Annotated in this window: 20 protein-coding genes; 10 read left to right on the top strand and 10 right to left on the bottom strand. The window is 70.6% G+C overall.

From position 1 onward, the window contains the following. Nucleotides 1–8: 8 nt before the first annotated feature. Nucleotides 9–284 (top strand): hypothetical protein, encoded by a 276-nt coding sequence (locus BLT59_RS19455; RefSeq protein WP_244514057.1) that lies wholly within the window; start codon nucleotides 9–11, stop codon nucleotides 282–284. Here the strand turns inward: BLT59_RS19455 and BLT59_RS19450 are convergent, their stop codons facing one another. Beyond that, nucleotides 285–473 carry a ribosome modulation factor gene (locus tag BLT59_RS19450; protein ID WP_091784031.1) on the bottom strand — a complete coding sequence of 63 codons (189 nt, stop codon included), beginning with the start codon at nucleotides 471–473 and terminating at the stop codon, nucleotides 285–287. A gap of 40 nt (nucleotides 474–513) precedes the next feature. Then, nucleotides 514–1,434, bottom strand: a complete 921-nt coding sequence (locus tag BLT59_RS19445; RefSeq protein WP_091784028.1) for a 50S ribosomal protein L11 methyltransferase — start codon at nucleotides 1,432–1,434, stop codon at nucleotides 514–516. Between the two features lie 276 nt (nucleotides 1,435–1,710). On the opposite strand from BLT59_RS19445, the gene BLT59_RS31370 reads away from it, so the two are divergent. The 4 genes from BLT59_RS31370 (at nucleotide 1,711) to modB (ending at nucleotide 3,852) form a co-directional block, all read left to right on the top strand. Continuing rightward, complete coding sequence (locus BLT59_RS31370) at nucleotides 1,711–1,854, top strand: hypothetical protein (RefSeq protein ID WP_175544063.1); 144 nt, start codon at nucleotides 1,711–1,713, stop codon at nucleotides 1,852–1,854. A gap of 156 nt (nucleotides 1,855–2,010) precedes the next feature. Continuing rightward, nucleotides 2,011–2,208: a hypothetical protein gene (locus tag BLT59_RS19440; protein ID WP_091784025.1), complete on the top strand. Its 198-nt coding sequence runs from the start codon at nucleotides 2,011–2,013 to the stop codon at nucleotides 2,206–2,208. Between the two features lie 120 nt (nucleotides 2,209–2,328). Then, entirely contained in the window at nucleotides 2,329–3,144 is an 816-nt protein-coding gene (gene modA, locus BLT59_RS19435; protein WP_091784022.1) for a molybdate ABC transporter substrate-binding protein, read from the top strand. A gap of 15 nt (nucleotides 3,145–3,159) precedes the next feature. Next, nucleotides 3,160–3,852 carry a molybdate ABC transporter permease subunit gene (modB, locus tag BLT59_RS19430; protein ID WP_091784019.1) on the top strand — a complete coding sequence of 231 codons (693 nt, stop codon included), beginning with the start codon at nucleotides 3,160–3,162 and terminating at the stop codon, nucleotides 3,850–3,852. A 30-nt stretch (nucleotides 3,853–3,882) separates the two neighbouring features. On the opposite strand, the gene BLT59_RS19425 is transcribed toward modB, so the two are convergent. Then, a complete protein-coding gene (locus BLT59_RS19425) occupies nucleotides 3,883–4,539 on the bottom strand; it encodes a glutathione S-transferase (protein WP_091784016.1) in 657 nt (218 codons plus the stop codon). 62 nt (nucleotides 4,540–4,601) lie between these two features. Between BLT59_RS19425 and modC the strand changes: the two genes are divergently transcribed. Further along, a complete protein-coding gene (gene modC / locus BLT59_RS19420) occupies nucleotides 4,602–5,705 on the top strand; it encodes a molybdenum ABC transporter ATP-binding protein (RefSeq protein WP_091784013.1) in 1,104 nt (367 codons plus the stop codon). A 339-nt stretch (nucleotides 5,706–6,044) separates the two neighbouring features. On the opposite strand, the gene BLT59_RS19415 is transcribed toward modC, so the two are convergent. From BLT59_RS19415 to BLT59_RS19400, 4 genes are all read right to left on the bottom strand, one after another. After that, nucleotides 6,045–7,205 carry a M20 aminoacylase family protein gene (locus tag BLT59_RS19415; protein WP_091784010.1) on the bottom strand — a complete coding sequence of 387 codons (1,161 nt, stop codon included), beginning with the start codon at nucleotides 7,203–7,205 and terminating at the stop codon, nucleotides 6,045–6,047. Between the two features lie 3 nt (nucleotides 7,206–7,208). Continuing rightward, the gene (locus BLT59_RS19410) at nucleotides 7,209–8,471 is read right to left on the bottom strand and encodes a GNAT family N-acetyltransferase (RefSeq protein ID WP_091784007.1); all 1,263 of its coding nucleotides are present in this window, start codon (nucleotides 8,469–8,471) and stop codon (nucleotides 7,209–7,211) included. A 154-nt stretch (nucleotides 8,472–8,625) separates the two neighbouring features. Then, the gene (locus BLT59_RS19405) at nucleotides 8,626–9,375 is read right to left on the bottom strand and encodes a glycerophosphodiester phosphodiesterase family protein (RefSeq protein WP_091784004.1); all 750 of its coding nucleotides are present in this window, start codon (nucleotides 9,373–9,375) and stop codon (nucleotides 8,626–8,628) included. Between the two features lie 2 nt (nucleotides 9,376–9,377). Next, nucleotides 9,378–9,851, bottom strand: coding sequence for a RidA family protein (locus BLT59_RS19400; RefSeq protein ID WP_091784002.1), 474 nt, complete (start codon nucleotides 9,849–9,851; stop codon nucleotides 9,378–9,380). Nucleotides 9,852–10,225: 374 nt separating this feature from the next. On the opposite strand from BLT59_RS19400, the gene BLT59_RS19395 reads away from it, so the two are divergent. The 4 genes from BLT59_RS19395 to BLT59_RS19380 all read left to right on the top strand — a co-directional run bounded on the left by BLT59_RS19395 (nucleotide 10,226) and on the right by BLT59_RS19380 (nucleotide 15,289). Then, nucleotides 10,226–11,416, top strand: a complete 1,191-nt coding sequence (locus tag BLT59_RS19395) for an aspartate aminotransferase family protein (protein WP_091784142.1) — start codon at nucleotides 10,226–10,228, stop codon at nucleotides 11,414–11,416. 168 nt (nucleotides 11,417–11,584) lie between these two features. Beyond that, nucleotides 11,585–12,565: an ornithine carbamoyltransferase gene (argF, locus tag BLT59_RS19390; RefSeq protein ID WP_091783999.1), complete on the top strand. Its 981-nt coding sequence runs from the start codon at nucleotides 11,585–11,587 to the stop codon at nucleotides 12,563–12,565. 299 nt (nucleotides 12,566–12,864) lie between these two features. Continuing rightward, entirely contained in the window at nucleotides 12,865–13,908 is a 1,044-nt protein-coding gene (locus BLT59_RS19385) for an Hsp33 family molecular chaperone (protein WP_091783997.1), read from the top strand. A gap of 169 nt (nucleotides 13,909–14,077) precedes the next feature. Further along, complete coding sequence (locus tag BLT59_RS19380; protein ID WP_091783994.1) at nucleotides 14,078–15,289, top strand: hypothetical protein; 1,212 nt, start codon at nucleotides 14,078–14,080, stop codon at nucleotides 15,287–15,289. 197 nt (nucleotides 15,290–15,486) lie between these two features. Here BLT59_RS19380 and speG read toward each other — a convergent pair whose 3' ends face one another. From speG to apaG, 3 genes are read right to left on the bottom strand one after another with little or no spacing between them, the layout of a single operon-like run. Then, entirely contained in the window at nucleotides 15,487–16,038 is a 552-nt protein-coding gene (speG, locus tag BLT59_RS19375) for a spermidine N1-acetyltransferase (RefSeq protein ID WP_280141061.1), read from the bottom strand. A 14-nt stretch (nucleotides 16,039–16,052) separates the two neighbouring features. Continuing rightward, complete coding sequence (gene argE / locus BLT59_RS19370; protein ID WP_091783988.1) at nucleotides 16,053–17,222, bottom strand: acetylornithine deacetylase; 1,170 nt, start codon at nucleotides 17,220–17,222, stop codon at nucleotides 16,053–16,055. Between the two features lie 34 nt (nucleotides 17,223–17,256). Beyond that, nucleotides 17,257–17,649: a Co2+/Mg2+ efflux protein ApaG gene (apaG, locus tag BLT59_RS19365; protein WP_012319280.1), complete on the bottom strand. Its 393-nt coding sequence runs from the start codon at nucleotides 17,647–17,649 to the stop codon at nucleotides 17,257–17,259. Nucleotides 17,650–17,847 lie beyond the last annotated feature (198 nt).

Below are 17,847 nucleotides of genomic sequence, written 5' to 3'. Positions count from 1 at the left end.
CGCCGGATTTGGCCTATTCCTCGGACATGCCACGCCGCGTTTACTACCGGATCAGCGACAGACTCGATGGCCGCTTCGACGCCGTCGTGACGATCGAGCCCGACACGGTGATCCGCCGCGACGGATTCGACTCAATCGCCGAACTTGAGGAATGGATCGACGGTCTGCGCGTGCTGATGGCGGCGCTCGGCGCGCCGGTGGCGCAGGGAGAGCCGGCGGGATCGTCGAATCCGGAAAAACCGGTCGGGCCGAGCCGGCCGGGTCGGCTGCGCACCGCGCGCTGATCAGGCGTCGGTCATCGGCAGGTCCGGAGCCCGCTCGCTGGGCGCGCCGTCATACCCTTCCAGCCACGCCTTGCGGGCTGCCGAATTGGCCGGATAGGGACAGGCATCCTTCGGACGTCCCTGCGCCCGGGCGCGGGCGCCCTCGGCGATGGGGTCCGCGGGCGGATCGTGGAGCGACCTCTGGCTCATGACCGGATAACGCGCCGGCGGGCGGGCGGTTCGGAGCGGTTCAGCGCCGCGGGCGTCGGGCCGCGCCGCCGCGCATCAGGACCAGGGCGACCCACCCCTCGATGACGCCACGGCGCACCAGCGAGAAGCCCTGGAGGCGGTAGGCCGAGAGGACGCCGGGCACGTCGCGCTCGATCAGGCCCGACAGGACCAGCACGCCCTCGGCGGCGACCACCCGCGACAGGGTCGGCGCGAGGAGCCTCAGCGGCCGGGCCAGGATATTGGCGAAGACGAGATCGAAATGGCGCGGCCGGTCGGCGAGGCGGTGGCGCACCCCCGGCCCCTCGTAGAGCTTGAGATAGGGTCCGAGCCCGTTGGCCCGGGCATTCTCGCGCGCCGTGCGCACGGCCTCCGCGTCGAGGTCGCCGGCCACCACGGGCTGCCGCAGTGCCTTGGCGGCCGCAAAGGCCAGGATTCCGGTTCCGGTGCCGACATCGAGGATATGGGCCGGGCGCCGGCGCTTGAGCTCCGAGACCAGAGCCCGGAGACACCCCAGCGTCGTGCCGTGATGGCCGGTGCCGAAGGCCAGAGCCGCCTCGATCTCGATGGACAGATCGTTGCCCCGCACGGCCTCGCGGTCATGCGACCCGTGCACGACGAAGCGCCCCGCCCGGACCGGCTTCAGCCCCTCGAGCGACGCGCGCACCCAATCCTGCTGCGCGATCGTGCGGAACTCGGCCGCGTCGGCCGCGTCGCCGATCACCGGCCGGATCAGCGCGCGGACGTAATCCTCGTCGGGCTCATCCGCGAAATAGGCCTCGAGGCGCCATGTGCGCCCGTCCTCGTCCTCGAAGGCCGCCACCGCGGTCTGCGTCGGATCGAACATCTCGCCCAGGAGATCGGTCATCGCGCGGGCCGAGCGTTCGTCGGTCAGCAGGCGCAGGACATGGGACGGGCGGTGGGGCGGCAGGCCTTCGAGCATGATTCCGGGCTCTAACGCCCGGGCGCGCCGCAGCCCAGGGGCTAGCGCAAAAAAAAACGCGCTCGGTCGAGCGGGCAGCACCGCCGACGTGCCGTTCCACCCTTTGTGGCCGGGCAGACACAAGCGCCAATACTTATCTTCTCCCCGACCTAAATCAGTACGTCGGGCCATCCTGTGTGCTTAAACAATCTCGGCTTCCTCAAGGCCAGACCCTTAACTCAGGCGCGCCGCACTTCGTGAGGCGGCGCGCCGGTTTTGACAGACAATCGAACCGCCATGATCTCGCCCCTCCTGATCAGCGTCTTCTTCGCGGTGGTCACCACCGCCGCGGCAACGCTCTGGGCGCTGCTGGTCGCGAATGGCATGAGCGGTCTTCCGGAAGGGCGCTCAGCCGAGCGGCACGATATCCGAACGTGGTAGGCCGCATATCCCGATTCGTGCTTGGAACTGCCCAGGAATACGGCAGAATGATTGCGATTTGACCACATCATCCACCTTCGCGGTGGAACCCGCCGCTGCCGACGGCGTTTTTGCCAGCTTTTTACGTGAATCACGATTGAGCAGGGTGCGTACAGCGTGACCAAGTCCCGGCGTTCCGGCCCCCGCGGGCCCGTGGTCGTCACCGGTACGGCCGTGCAGGCCCGGCCGCGTGAACGGATTTTCGGCGGTCCCGCACCGGACGGGCCGCTCCCCGGCCACCTCCTAGTTCTCCTGAGCCGCCTGCACCGGGCGGAAGCCGAGCCGAAGGACGGTCCCGAGGCGAAGCTCGGCTGACGTGTACGGGTCTCCACGATCCCGCGCCGGCGACGGGCCCTTGGCCGGTGGCCGCCGGGCCCGTATGGTCCCCGTCGTTCACCGCCGTATATAGCGGGTCGCGACGGGGAGACCCCATTCATGCGCCTGACGCGACGGATCCTCGCTGCGCATTTCCTCGCGTCGCTCGCGCTTGCCCCTCTCGGCCGCGTCGCGCGGGCGGACGAGCCCATCGTGGTGTTCGCGGCCGCAAGCCTCAAGAACGCGCTGGACGATGCCGCTACCGCCTGGACCAGGGCGACCGGCAAGACCGCGCGGATCTCCTATGCCGGCTCGAACGCCCTCGCCAAGCAGATCGAGGCGGGCGCGCCGGCGGACCTGTTCATCTCGGCCGACCGCGCCTGGATGGACTACGCCGACCGGGCCGGGCTGCTGAAGGCAGGCTCGCGCATCGATCTCCTGCGCAACGCCCTGGTGCTGATCGCCCCCGGGCCGAAAGACGGCACCGCGGATCCGCAGATCGCCCTGGCACCGGATCCCGGCAGCACGCTGACGCGGATCCTCGGCGGCGGCCGCCTGGCGATGGCGACGATCGACGCCGTCCCGGCCGGCAAGTATGGCAGGGCGGCCCTGGAGAAGCTCGGCGCCTGGGAGGCCGTGAAGAGACAGGTCGCCCAGGCCGAGAACGTGCGCGCCGCCTTGCTGCTCGTCGCCCGGGGCGAAGCGCCGCTCGGCATCGTCTACGCCACCGATGCGGCCGCCGAGCCGAGCGTACACGTGCTGGCGACCTTTCCGGCCGACAGCCACCCGCCGATCGTCTATCCTGCGGCCGTGACCAAGGAATCGCGCAACCCGGATGCCGACACCCTGCTCGCCTACCTGCGCGGCCCGGATGCCCGGGGCTTCTTCGAGCGCCAGGGCTTCACGGTGGTCGCGCAGCCCGGCGCCAGCCAGTAGCGGCGCGCCGATCCCTTGCTCGGCCTGACACCGGAGGAATGGACCGCCGTCGGCCTCAGCCTTCGGGTAGCCACGGTGGCCACGCTCGCGAGCGTCGTGCCCGGCCTCGCCGTGGCCTGGCTGCTCGCGCGCCGTCGCTTTCCAGGCCGCGCTCTGCTCGACGGACTGGTCCACCTTCCGCTGATCCTGCCCCCAGTGGTCACCGGCTACCTGCTGCTGCTGGCCTTCGGCCGGCGGGGTCTGCTCGGCGCCCCCCTCGCCGAGATCGGCGTGGTCTTCTCCTTCCGCTGGACGGGGGCGGCGCTCGCCTGCGCGGTGATGGGGTTCCCACTCATGGTGCGGGCGATGCGGCTATCGATCGAGGCGGTGGACCGGCGGCTGGAGCAGGCGGCCGGGACGCTGGGCGCGCATCCCGTCGCGGTGTTCCTGACGATCACGCTGCCGCTCAGCCTGCCCGGCTGCCTCGCGGGAGCAGTGCTGGCCTTCGCCAAGGCGATGGGCGAGTTCGGCGCGACCATCACCTTCGTGTCGAACATCCCGGGCGAGACCCAGACGCTGCCGTCGGCAATCTACACGCTGACGCAGGTTCCCGGCGGGGAGGGGCCGGCCCTGCGCCTCACCCTGATCTCGATCGCGCTGTCGGTCACGGCCCTGCTGGTCTCGGAAGTCCTGGCCGCGCGGGTCGGGAGACGGCTGGGGGCCGGCTGAATGGCCGACGCCCCGAAGCGGAAGACCCGCTCAGGCATACGCGTAGGGGCCGCCCTGCTGCAGCGCCCTCTGATAGGCCGGACGGGCGTGGATGCGTGCGAGCCAGTCCCTCACGCGCGGGCCCGCGCCCGTGCCCCGCGCCGCGAAGGCCTCCAGCGGGAAGCTCATCAGGATGTCGGCCGCGGTGAAGTCGGCGCCGCAGAAATACGGCTGGCCGGCGAGTTCCGTCTCCCAGAAAGCCGCATGCCGGCGCAGATCCGGATCGACGAACCCCCGCACCACCGTGTCGGCGATGCGGCGGACGAGGGGACGCAGCGGCCACGGGCTGCTCGGCGCCAGCCGCCCGAAGACCAGCTTCAGCAGCAGCGGCGGCATCGCCGAGCCTTCCGCGTAATGCGACCAGTAGACGTAGCGCCGTCGGGCCTCCGACCCGTGTTCGGGCACCAGCCGCTCACTGGCCAGGCCCGTGAGATAGGCGACGATCGCGCCGGTCTCCGCGACCACCGTCGCGCCGTCGGTGATCACCGGCGCCTTGCCGAGCGGGTGCACGGCCACGAGTTCGGGGGGCGCGCGCAGGGTCCAGGGATCGCGGGCATAGCGCGTCACACGGTAGGGCAGCCCGAGTTCCTCCAGCAGCCAGAGCACGCGCTGCGAGCGGCTGTTCTCAAGATGGTGGACCGTCATCATCGCGGGCAAGTCCGGGCCGGCGCCGGGACGCGCCGGGGCCCCTGTTACCCGAGTCCCGCCACGTGAGCATCCAGGTCGATGTCCAGCTCCGGCGCGGCGCCTTCGCGCTCGACGCCACCTTCGAGGCGGGGTCCGGGCTCACCGCCCTGTTCGGGCGCTCCGGCTCCGGAAAGACCACGCTGATCGACCTGATCGCCGGCCTCGCCCGGCCGGACCGGGGCCGGATCGTCGCCGGGGGGGCTCCGTGGGTCGACACCGCGACCGGGCTGATCCTGCCGCCGCATCGGCGGCAGGTCGGCGTGGTGTTCCAGGATGCGCGGTTGTTCCCGCATCTCAGCGTCCGGAGCAATCTCGGCTACGGCCGCGTCTTCGCGCGCCGCCGTGCCGATCCCGCGGCCTTCTCGGCGGTGACGGGGATGCTCGGCATCGACCATCTCCTCGAGCGGCGACCCGCGGGCCTCTCGGGGGGTGAGCGCCAACGGGTGGCGATCGGGCGGGCGCTGCTGGCCAAGCCGCGCCTGCTGCTAATGGACGAACCCCTCGCGGCCCTCGACGAGGCCCGCAAGGCCGAGATCCTCCCCTATATCGAGCGGCTGCGCGACGAGGCCGGCGTCCCGATCATCTATGTCAGCCACGCCGTGTCCGAGGTGGCGCGGCTCGCCACCACGGTGATCGTGCTGGAATCCGGGCGGGTGGCCGCCATCGGCCCAGCGGAAACGATCCTGCGCCGGGCCGATCTCGTGCCGATCCACGAGGCCGAGGCCGGCGCGCTCCTCGACATGGTCGTCGAAGCCGTCGATGGTGCGACGGGGCTCACATGCCTCACCGGCACCGCCGGGCGCCTCCTGGTGCCGGGGCTGTCGCGCCCCCCCGGGACGCGGCTGCGCGTCCGGATTCCCGCCCGCGACGTGCTCGTCGCCATCGAGCGCCCCCGCGGGCTCAGCGCCCGCAACGTGCTGGCCGGCCGGATCTGCGCATCGGCTCCCGTGGGCGCCGAGACGGCGCTGGAGATCGACTGCAACGGCGCACGCATCGTGGCGCGCGTGACGACGGCGGCCGTCCGTGAACTCGGGCTCACGCCGGGTTGCGACGTCCACGCCATCATCAAGAGTGCGGCCTTCGATCCCGCCGGGATCGGTCTGCTGCGGCCGCCGAGGGCGATCTGAGCGCCGCCGCGACCGACGATGTCGGGGCGGCGGGCGCCGCAGCGAGCGCCATCATCGAGCAGCGTCGCACTGCCTGCCGCGCCTTACCCGAGCTGCGTGAGCAGCGTGAAGGCGCCGAAAATCAGGACCGCTCCTACCGAAGTGGCTAGCAGGATAAGCGCCGCGCGCGATTCCCGTATCTCCGGTGACATTGCCTCCTCCCGTCGAGGCCCGCGTTGGTTCGCGGGCCTAGTCTGTCAGGATTCGCACCGTTCGGCCGGCCTGTCGACGGCCGCCCTGGCAGACGGGGCGACATCGCCCGCCATCCGGAAAGCCCGGCTGGCGCGGGAGGCCGGCACCTCAGGCGGCGGTGCGGCGCTCGACCATCCGCGCGAGGAAGGCGCTGCCGATCGGGATGATCGAATCGTCGAAATTGTAGGCGGCATTATGCAGCCCCGGTCCGGGATTGGCGCCGAGCCAGACATAGGCACCGGGCACCGCCATGGTCATGTCGGCGAAGTCCTCGCTGCCCATCTTCGGCACGACGTTGGCCTCGACCTTGTCCGCCCCCAACAGCTCGGTGGCGACCTCCGTGGCGGCGGCCGCCTGCTCGGGGGCGTTCTCCAGCACGGAGAACACGTCCTGCAGATCGACCGTGACCTCGGCGCCGTAGGCCGCGCCGAAGCCCGCCGCCAGCTCGCGCATGCGGGTACCGGCGAGCGCCCGGATCTCCTTGTCGAAGGTGCGGATCGTTCCGGCGAGATGGGCCGTCTCCGGAATGACGTTGTAGGCGGAGCCCGCCTCGATCCGGGTGATCGAGAGGACGATGGACTTCAGCGGATCGGCGTTGCGCGAGACGATCGACTGGAGCGCCTGCGCGAGGCCGGTGGCGATGATGATCGGATCGACGCCCCGGTGCGGCTGGGCGGCGTGGATGCCCTTGCCGCGAATGTGGATGTCGAAGAAGTCGGCCGCCGCCATGATCGGACCGGGCCGCAGCTTGATCATGCCGTGGCCGCCGCCGGGCTGGTTGTGCAGGCCGTAGATCTCGTCGCAGGGAAAGCGCTCGAACAGCCCGTCCTTCAGCATGGCCCGGGCGCCGCCGCGGCCCTCCTCGGCCGGCTGGAAGACGAACACCGCCGTGCCGTCGAAGTCGCGGGTCTCGGCGAGGTAGCGTGCCGCGCCGACCAGCATCGTGGTGTGGCCGTCATGCCCGCAGGCGTGCATCTTGCCGGCGTAGGTGGAGCGGTAGGGGAGGTTGGTCTCCTCCTCGATTGGCAGGGCGTCCATGTCGGCGCGCAGGCCGATGCGCCTCCCGTTGTCGGTGCGCCCCCTGAGCAGGCCCACCACGCCGGTGCCGCCGACCCCGCGATGCACCTCGCAGCCGAATGTTTCCAGCAGGTCGGCGACGATGCCGGCGGTGCGAACTTCCTCGAAGCCGAGTTCCGGGTGGGCATGCAGGTCGCGGCGCAGCGCCGTCAGCTCGTCAGCATAGGTCTGAATGCGGTCGATCGGGCTCATGTCTCAGGGGCTCTCGGGGGGTGATGGTTTGGAACGCACCGCGCCGTCGCAGGCGTCGCCCTCATCCGTACGCCGGAAGGGCGTCAACGTGTCGAGGACGTCCACCGCCTCGGCGACGTGGGCGCGTTCGCGCTGCAAGTAATCGGCCACCGCGCGGCGCAGCGCCGGGTCGGCGATGTCGTGGGCCGAGTGCATGAGGACGGGCCGGTAGCCGCGGGCGAGCTTGTGCTCCCCCTGGGCGCCGGCCTCGACGCGCTTCAGACCCCGGGCGATCGCGAAATCGATCGCCTGGTAGTAGCAGACCTCGAAATGCAGGAACGGGTGATCCTCGACGCAGCCCCAGTTGCGCCCGTAGAGCGCCGTGTCTCCGATCAGGTTGATCGCGCCGGCGATGTAGGCGCCCGCCCGCTTGGCCATCACGAGGAGCACCCGGTCGGCCATGCGCTCGGACAGAAGCGAGAAGAACCGGCGGTTGAGGTAGGGACGCCCCCATTTCCGGGAACCCGTGTCCATGTAGAAGGCGTAGAACGCGTCCCAATGGGCCTCGGTGATGTCGGCGCCGGTCAGGTGCTCCACGGTGATCCCGGGGGCGAGGGCGTCGCGGCGCTCCTTGCGGATGGTCTTGCGCTTGCGCGAGGCGAGGGCGGCGAGGAAGTCGTCGAAGCCCGCGTAGCCGTCGTTCTGCCAGTGAAACTGCTGATCGGTGCGCTGCAGGAACCCGGCAGCCCCCGCCCTGTCCCACTCCGCCTCGCGCATGAACGTGACGTGGATCGAGGAAGCCTTGGTCTCGCCGCGCAACGCCCGCAGGCCCGCAACGAGCCCGGCGGTGGCCTCATCCGGATCGGCGCCCGGGGCGATCAGGAAGCGCGGACCGGTCACCGGCGTGAACGGCACGCTTACCTGCAGCTTCGGGTAGTACTCGCCGCCGGCCCGCTCGTAGGCGTCGGCCCAGCCGTGATCGAACACGTACTCGCCCTGGCTGTGCGATTTCAGGTAGCAGGGCGCCAGGCCGAGACGCTCGCCGTCGCGCTCCACGGAGACATGGAGCGGCAGCCAGCCGGTCCTGCGCGAGACGCAGCCGGACTCCTCCAGCGCCGAGAGGAAGGCGTACGACACGAAGGGATTGTGGGTCTCGTCGCCGTCGGCCAGGGTCTCGGGTGAGAAGGCGCAGGCATCCCAATCCGCGGCGCCGATCTCCTTCAATCCGGGAAGCGCTCGCACGGTCAGTGCGGCGGTCTCCGGCGTCGGCCCGGGTGCTTGCTTCATGGGCGTGAGTCTAGCCCGTGCCCGGCGCGGAGCAAGCGGGCGGATGCGCGCGGCGGCGGTCGAAGCCTTGTCAGACGGCCGCGGACGTCACTCCGCCGGTTCGCCGAAACCGGATCCGCGCGCCGTCGCCATGACCGGGCCCGCCGCAGAATATTTACGGCACGAACCCCTCGAACACCATCTGGTCCGCATGCGCGGCGGCACGGGCACGCTGCTCCGCGGTCCGGACCGTCCAGGTCATCACCGGGATCCGCCCGAGCAGCCGGCAGAGATGGGTCGGCGCGCAGGGCAGGTCGTCCACCCGCCAGGACAGGAAGTCGGGCCGCGTCTCGGCGAAATGCAGCAGGTCGGAGAGCGACCTGCGGAGCGAAGGAGTCAGAGCCGCGTAGACCGGATCGTCCTGGGTCGTTTCCGCCACGATCCCCCGCGGGATCGTGGCCGGGCAGAGATCGCGCAGGGCCGCGACCACCTGCGGATCGAAGGATTTCAGCGCCACCGGCCCGGCATAGGCCGCGGCGATTTCGGCGCTGCGGGTCGCGAGCCGCAGGTCGCCGTCGTAGCGGGACTTCACCTCGATCACCACCGGGACCGCCCCGGCCACCGCCGCCAGGAAGGCCGGCAGGGTCGGGATCGTCTCCGCGGATCCCGCCACGGCCAGCGTCCCGAGTTCGGCGGCCGACCTGTCGGCTACTGCCTCGCGCGCCCCCGTGAGACGCCCGAGGGCGACATCGTGGAAGACCATGGCCTCGCCGTCGGCGCTCATCTGGACGTCGCACTCGATGCCGAAACCGCCCGCAACCGCCGCCCGGGCGGCCGCCAGCGTGTTCTCCGGCCGGCCCGCCGCCCGGTCGTGCAGACCGCGATGGGCGATCGGCCGCGCGGTGAGCCAGTCGGGGGCGGCCATGGTCAGCGGACCTCGAACAGGGCCTCGACCTCGACGGCGGCGTCGAGGGGCAGCTCCGCGACGCCGACGGTGGAGCGGGCATGGCGTCCGCGGTCGCCCAGCAGCTTGACCATCAGGTCGGAGGCGCCGTTCATCACCCCGGCCACGGCCGAGAAGCCCGGCGCCGCGTTGATGAAGCCACCGAGCCGCACGCACTGGACCACCGCGCGGTCGAGGTCGCCCACCGCCGCCTCGAGCTGGGCGAGGACGTTGAGCGCGCAGAGCCGGGCGGCCGCCTTCCCGGCTTCGGCAGTGACCCCGCCGCCGACCTTACCCTTGTGTTCGGCCGCGATGGCGCCGTCCGCGCCGAAGCAGACCTGACCGGAGATCACCACGAGGTTGCCGGTGCGCACGAACGGCACGTAGTTGGCGACCGGCGCCGCCGCCTTGGGCAGGGTGAGACCCTGCGCTTCCAGGCGTTCCTTGATCGTGCTCATCGGGATCTCCCAGCTTCCGTCGAATCCGCGGGAGCAGGAGCACGGCGGCACCCTGCGGCGCAAGGGCTGGACCGCCCGAAGGCTGGACGCGCGGCGGCGATGGCCTGTCCCGGCGGCGGCCTTCGGGCGTCCGTTCCGCGGGCGGGTGATTCGCCGACGGCGCACGGTAAGGCCCTACAGATCGGCCGCCGAGATCAGCGCTGTGCGAGCCCCGTGCAGGCCTGCCCGGCGGGTCCGCCGGCCATTGAAACGTTGACAGCGGCCGGCTCTTTCATAGTAATCGCGCGCGTGCCGCCCATCCCTGAGGCGGCACTTTCATTTGGAGCCGGCTCAACGCTGGCTCCGAGATCCTGCGTGAAACGGAGATGGGACCCGTGACGTCAGCCCTTCTGCCGACTTACGCCCGCGCGCCGCTCGCCTTCGAGCGCGGCGAGGGCGCTTGGCTCGTGACGGAGGGCGGCGAGCGATACCTCGACTTCGGCGCCGGCATCGCAGTGAACGGCCTCGGCCACGCGCATCCGCACTTGGTCGGCGCGCTGACCGAGCAGGCGGCCAAGATCTGGCACACCTCGAACCTGTTCCAGATCCCGGGCGGCGAGCGCCTCGGGCAGCGCCTCGTCGACGCGACCTTCGCGGACGTGGTCTTCTTCTGCAACTCGGGCGCGGAGGCCAACGAGGCGGCGATCAAGATCGCCCGCAAGTACCATGCGGCCGGCGGGCATCCCGAGCGCTACCGGATCGTCACCTTCGCGGGCGCCTTCCACGGGCGGACGCTGGCGACCCTCGCGGCCGGCGGCCAGCAGAAATACATCGAGGGCTTCGGGCCGAAGGTCGAGGGCTTCGATCAGGTCCCGGCCGGCGACTGGGCGGCCCTGGAGGCGGCGATCGTGCCGGAGACGGCGGCGCTGATGATCGAGCCGATCCAGGGCGAGGGCGGCGTGCGGGTCATTCCCCACGCAAATCTGCGCCGGCTGCGCGAGATCTGCGATGCTCAGGGTCTGCTGCTGATCATGGACGAGGTCCAGACCGGCGTCGGCCGCACCGGCCGGCTGTTCGCGCATGAATGGTCCGGCATCACCCCGGACATCATGAGCGTGGCCAAGGGCATCGGCGGCGGCTTCCCCCTCGGGGCGTGCCTCGCGACCCGAGAGGCCGCCCGCGGCATGACCGCCGGCACGCACGGCACGACCTTCGGCGGCAACCCGCTCGCCATGGCGGTGGGCAACGCCGTGCTGGACGTGGTGCTGGCGGACGGCTTCCTCGAACACGTCGCCCGCTCCGGCCTACTGCTCAAGCAGAAGCTCGCCGCCCTGCGCGACCGCCATCCGCATGTCATCGAGGAGATCCGCGGCGAGGGGCTGATGCTCGGCCTCAAGCTCGGCGTGCCGAACACGGATTTTGCCGCCGCCGCACGGGACGCGCATCTTCTGGTGATTCCGGCAGGCGACAACATCGTCCGCCTGCTGCCGCCGATGACCATCGGCGAGCCCGAGATCGACGAGGCGGTCCGGCGCCTGGACGCGACGGCATCCGGTTTCGAGGCCGTGCGCGGCGCGGCCGAGTAGCGCCGAGCCCCGAATTTGCGAACACCGCCCTCCGGACCTCGAAGGGCGGCCCGAAGCGTTTCCGGGTGCGGCCGATCCCGCCGCGCCTGACGGAAATGCCCCTGCCAGGAGGTAGAGTGCGGTTCATGATCAGGTGATCGTTGAGCAGACTCTAGTAATTGTGACGCGATGAAAGCCCAGATTGACGGCCGGGCACAGGCCCCGGCCAGGCACCTGAACGGTGCCGGCCCTCGTCATTTCCTCGATCTCAAGGATTTCTCCGGGGCGGAGCTGCGCCGGGTCCTCGATGCCAGCGCCGCCATCAAGGCGCGCCGCCGAAAGGGCGAGTTGGCCACCGAGCGCCCACTGGCGGGCAAGACCCTCGCCATGGTGTTCGACCGGCCCTCGACCCGCACCCGCGTGTCCTTCGACGTCGCCATGCGCGAACTCGGCGGCGAGACCCTGATGCTCACCGGCTCCGAGATGCAGCTCGGCCGTGGCGAGACGATCGGTGACACCGCGCAGGTGCTCTCGCGCTTCGTCGACGCGATCATGATCCGCATCCTGGACCACGGTCAGATGCTGGAACTGGCCGAATACGCCACCGTCCCGGTGATCAACGCCCTCACCAAGGTCTCGCACCCGTGCCAGATCATGGCCGACGTGCTGACCTTCGAGGAGCATCGCGGGCCGATCCGGGGACGGAAGGTCGCGTGGTCGGGCGATTCGAACAACGTGCTGGCGAGCTGGGTTCATGCGGCCGCTCGCTTCGACTTCACGCTCAACGTCGCGAGCCCGCCCGAACTCGCGCCGCCGCCCGCGCTTCTCGCCTGGGCGCAGCAGGAGGGCGCCGACGTCCACGTCACCACCGACGCCTTCGCGGCGGTGGACGGCGTCGATGCCGTGGTCACCGATTGCTGGGTGTCGATGGGCGACGACGACGAGGCCCACCGCCACAACCTGCTCAGCCCCTATCAGGTCAACGACAAGCTGATGGCGGCGGCGAATCCGGGCGCGATCTTCATGCACTGCCTCCCGGCTCATCGCGGCGAGGAGGTGACGGCCGAGGTGATGGACGGGCCGCGCTCGGTGGTGTTCGACGAGGCCGAGAACCGTCTGCACGCGCAGAAGGGCATCCTGGCCTGGTGCCTGGGCGCGAACGGGCTCTGATTCCGTCGCCACACGTCGCCGGGTCCGACCGCACCCTGTCCGGCCTCGCGCTGGCGGGGTCGGCGCACCATATAGGCGTGAGCGGGCGGCCCGTGCCGTCCGCCTCCCCATCACGGCTGCCGGAAGGCGGCATCCCGGCGACGAACGGAGCGCGCTGCGCCGCCGCTCCCGCTCCGGGCCGGACGGGGTGAGGGATCCGATCGCTCCGCCAAGGTCATCGCCTCACGCCGCCCGGCCGCCGGGAAGACGGATCCCCGCCTTGCCGGCATGAGCCGCCGGACGCATCGATCGGAGAGGGCATGACCTCAGGAACGCAGTCGCACCCCCAGTCGCCATCGCAGCCGCAGGTCCAGAACACCGGTAACGGCCATGCCGCTGCGGACGACGCCGTGCTGCCCTTTGCCGTCGAGGCGCTCGACGTGCGCGGGCGCGTCGTCCGGCTCGGTCCCGCCGTGGACACGATCCTGCGCCGCCACGGCTATCCCGACCCGGTGGCGCGGCTCCTCGGCGAGGCCGCGGCGCTGACGGTGCTGCTCGGCTCCTCCCTCAAATTCGAGGGCCGGTTCCAGCTCCAGACCAAGACCGACGGCCCGGTCACGATGATCGTGGTCGATTTCGAGGCCCCCGATCGGCTGCGCGCCACGGCCCGCTTCGACGCGGAGCGGGTCGCCGCCCTCGGCACCGGCCCGCTCCGGGATTCCGACCTGATCGGCACCGGCCATCTGGCCATGACGATCGACCAGGGTACCGCCGCCAGCCGCTATCAGGGCGTCGTGGCGCTGGAGGGCCAGAGCCTGGAGGAGGCCGCACACCAGTATTTCCGCCAGTCGGAACAGATCCCCACGCAGGTGCGCCTCGCCGTGGCCGAGGCCGTGGAGGAGGGGGCCGGGCACTGGCGGGCCGGCGGGCTGCTCGTGCAGTTCCTGCCCCAGTCGGTGGACCGGGCACGCCTCGCCGACCTGCCGCCGGGGGATATCCCGGAAGGCCACGCGCATCTCTCCGGCGGGGCGCCGGAGGACGATGCCTGGGTCGAGGCGCGCTCGCTGGTCACCACCGTCGAGGATCACGAGCTGGTCGATCCGCACGTGTCGAGCGAGCGGCTGCTCTACCGGCTGTTCCACGAGCGCGGGGTGCGGGTGTTCGATCGGCAGCCGGTCCACGAGACCTGCCGCTGCTCGCGCGAGCGCGTGATGGGCATGATCCGCTCGTTCTCGCCGCAGGAGCGGCACGACATGGTGGCGGATGACGGCCGCATCGTCATCACCTGCGAGTTCTGCTCCCGGCGCTACGATCTCGATCCGCAGGAGATCGAGGCGGAGATCGCCGGACAGCCGAGCCAGTAGAGAGCCGCTCCGCGGGCGCAGCGGACAGCATAGCTGCGCTTACGGCCAAGCTTTTTCGCGCGAAACGCCCGAAGTTCGGTATTCGTTGCGTAAATTTTTGGGACCTCCAGGCTGAACCGTTTCGCGACCTTTGACGTTGCGTGGCAGATTCAACATTGGAGGATTCGCTATGCGGACATTGTCGATCGGGTTGGCCGCGCTGCTGATCAGCACCTCGGCCTATGCCCAGCAGGGTGGGGCCGAGCGCGGCGCCGGGATGGGTGGACGCGGCGGCCAGGGCGCCGCCGAGTCCGGCATGAAGGCCGGCGGCGAGCGCGGCGGCATGCAGGGGGACATGAAGGGCGATCGTCAGGCCGCGTCCGACCGCTCCGGCGCCGATGCGGGCCGGGCCGCACAGGGACGCGACGCCGGCAACGAGGGCCGCATGGCCCAGGATCGAGATCAGAATCGCGATCGTGCCGGAGCCGAGCGCGGCGGTCGCGACGGTGCCCGCGCCGACCGGAACGAGCGCGGCGACCGTGACGGCGCCCGGGCCGAGCGTGACGACCGCCGCGGTGACCGCCGCGCCGACCGCACCGATTTCCGCGGCCGGACCGATGTCAGCCGGACCGACGTCCGGTCCGAGCGGGTCGAGGGCGGCTTCCGCCGCGAGGGCCGCTACGTGTTCATCGGCGGCCGCCGGGTCGTGTACGGCTCGCCGGAGTATCGCCGCCTGATCGTCACCGAGAACCGTGGTCCGCGCGCGCGCTACGTCGTCATCCGCGGCCAGCGCGTTCTGTACGGCTCGCCCGAGTACCGGCGTCTCGTCAGTGTCCGCGAGACGGGGCCGCGCGAGCGCTACGTGGTCATCCGCGGCCAGCGGGTCGTCTACGGGTCGCCCGAGTACCGGCGCCTCGTCTCCGTCCGGGAGGACCGCTTCGTGACGATCCGCGGCCAGCGGGTGCGCTACGGCTCCGACGAGTATCGTCGCCTGAGCGGCGGCGGCGCGGTCAGCGCAAGCTTCCGCTCCGAGCAGCGCGCCGGGGCGCACTTCGACAAGCGCGAAGGGCGGGACGGCGTCCGCGATGTGTCGCAGAAGGAAGGCCGCAACGACGGCCGCATGGACCGCACCGACCGTGGTCAAGACCGCGGGATGGATCGGGCGTCCGGCCGGGACGGCAAGAATGACGGCATGCGCAACAGCGACATGCGCGGCGGTCAGCAGGACGGCATCCGCAACGCGTCGGATCGCGGCGGCCAGCAGGGCGGCATGAAGTCCGGCGCCGAGGGCGGCCGGATGGGCGGCGCGGAGCGCGGCGGCATGAGCGGCGGCAATGCTGGCATGGGTGGTACCCAGGGCGCCGGCCGGACCGGCGGCCAGACGGGTGCCGGTCGCAACTGAGCGGAAGAGAACGGGGAGGGGCCGTTCGGCTCCTCCCTCATGGCGCTTCCGGCCGTTCGCTTCGCGATCGTCCCGGCAAGCGCTGCGGAGGAAGTCCGCGGCACCCCGCCCGCTGATGTCGCCTGACCTGAATTTATCGCCTCGCGCGTGCGGTCGGAAGGCGCAGCATCAAGCGGAGGTTTCAGGCGAAGGCCGTCTCACACCTTTAGGACGGGCTCCGCGATGTCGCCGCCCCCGCCGCGGGCCTTCAGATATTCGGGCTGGAACAGGCACATCCGCACCGCGTCGCGATAGCGCCCGTTCACGAAGAACTCGTCCTTCAGCACGCCTTCGGGATGGAAGCCGCAGCGCTCGTAGATGCGCACCGCCCGGGCATTGTCCCGGTCGACGTGCAGGTAGAGCTTGTGGATGTTGAGCACGCTGAATGCGTAATCCATGGCGATCCGCGTGGCCTGCCAGGCATAGCCGCGTCCCTGGAAGCTCGGGTGGATCGCGATCTGGAACTCGCAGCGCCGGTGCAGGTGGTTGATCTCCACCAGCTCGATCAGCCCGGCCGGCTCGCCACTGGGTTCGGCGACGATGAAGCGGCGCTCGGTCTGATTGTGGATATTGCGCTCGTAGAGCTGCTGCAATTCGGCGAAGGACTCGTAGGCCTCCTCGAACCAGTAGCGCATGATGCTGTCGTTGTTGTTGAGCTGGTGGACGAAGCGCAGGTCCTCCCGCTCCAGCGGCCGCAGCTTGATGGTGATTCCGGTCACCGCATTCATGACGCACTGGCCTCGATCAGTTTGCGCAGGAAGCGCTCCCCCTGGCCGAGGGCATCGAGGGTGATGAACTCGTCGGGCTGGTGCGCCTGGGCGATGTCGCCGGGGCCGCAGACCACGGTCGGCAGGCCCGCCGCCTGGAATCGCCCGGCCTCCGTGGCGTAGGGGACCGCGATGGTGCGGTTGCGTCCGGCGAAGCGCAGGCAGAGCCGCTCCGCCTCCGAGCCGGGCTCCGGGGCGAGACCCGGGATATCAACCTCCTCCAGGGTCTCGATCCGCCCGAACGCGCCATAGCGATTGAGGCGCTCGCGGGTCACCCGCTCGGCCTCCTGGGCGAAGAGGCGCGGAATCTCGGCCGGGTCGAGATCGGGCAGACCGCGATACTCCCAGTGGAAGCGGCACTCCTTCGCCAGGATGTTGCGGGCGGTGCCGCCGTGAATCGTCCCGACATGGATTGTGGTCGAGGCCGGGTCGAACCGGCCGGACGAGTCGCCGCGCTCGATCATCAGATCTGCGATCCGGTTGAGGCCGGCGACGAGGTCGCAGGCGGCCGACACGGCATTGGCGCCGAGGGCGGGCCGGGCGGAATGGGCCTCGTGGCCGTGAACGGTGGTGAGGCAGGTGACGATGCTCTTGTGGGCGTCCGCCACCTCCATCCCGGTGGGCTCGCCGACGATGACAGCGGCCGGCCGGGGCAGGTCTTCGCCGAACCGTGCGATCCCATCCAGGGAGCCGAGGCAGGTGGTCTCCTCGTCGTAGGAGAGCAAGATGTGGATCGGCCGCTTCAGGTCGGCGGCGAGCATGTCGGGCACCAAAGCCAGCGCCAGGGCATCGAAGCCCTTCATATCGACGGCGCCCCGGCCATAGGCCCGGCCGTCGGCGACGCGCAGCGTGAACGGGTCGCCGGTCCAGGCCTGCCCCGTCACCGGCACCACGTCTGTATGGCCGGAGAGGACGACGCCGCCATCGACCATCGGCCCGATCGTGGCCAGGATGGCCGCCTTATCGCCCGTAGCGTTCGGGAGGCGCAGATATGGCACGCCCCAGCCGTCGAGATAGGCGCAGACTGAGTCGATGAGGTCGAGATTGGACTTGTCGCTCTCCGTGTCGAAGGACACGAGGCGGGCGAGCATGTCGAGGGGGCTCTGCCGCTCGCCGGTCGCGGACATGTATTCCTCCGGGGCGAGGCCCCGGGCCGGGACCTCAATGCAGGCTGCGGCGGACGTGCGGGCTGTCGAGGGAGAAGGCGGGGATCTCGGCCTCGAAGCTCTCGCCGGCCACCGTCGCCATGGTGTAGCTGCCGGCCATCAACCCGTCGGGCGTGTTGAGCGGACAGCCGCTGGTGTAGCAGAAGGACTCGCCCGGCTCCAGCACCGGCTGCTTGCCGACCACACCGGTGCCGCGCACCTCCTGGCAGGCTCCGTGCCCGTCGATGATGCGCCAATGCCGCGAACGCAGCTGAACCTGCTCGCTGCCGTTGTTCACAATCTCGACCGTGTAGGCGAAGAAGTACCGGCTCTCGGTCGGCGAGGATTCCTCCTCGACGAAGCGAGATTGAACAGTCACACTTATTCCCCGCGTCTCGGCCTTGTACATCGCCCTAATAGGCCCTTCTTCGGACGGTGCGACTCGCTGAAGCCGAATGGAACACGCTTCCCGGCCGGTGGTAGTAGGCTGCGGAATCGCCGTCAATTGCGGGGACTACCTCGCGCGGCGCCGGACCGGGTGCCCCGATCGTCCCGGGCGCCGCAGTCTCGCGGAGCCCATCCATGGGTTAAGCCGGTATTAGCCGGT

This window comes from Methylobacterium sp. UNC378MF, assembly GCF_900103195.1.
In the GTDB taxonomy this organism is placed as follows: domain Bacteria; phylum Pseudomonadota; class Alphaproteobacteria; order Rhizobiales; family Beijerinckiaceae; genus Methylobacterium.
This window is presented reverse-complemented; position numbering and strand designations above follow the sequence as displayed.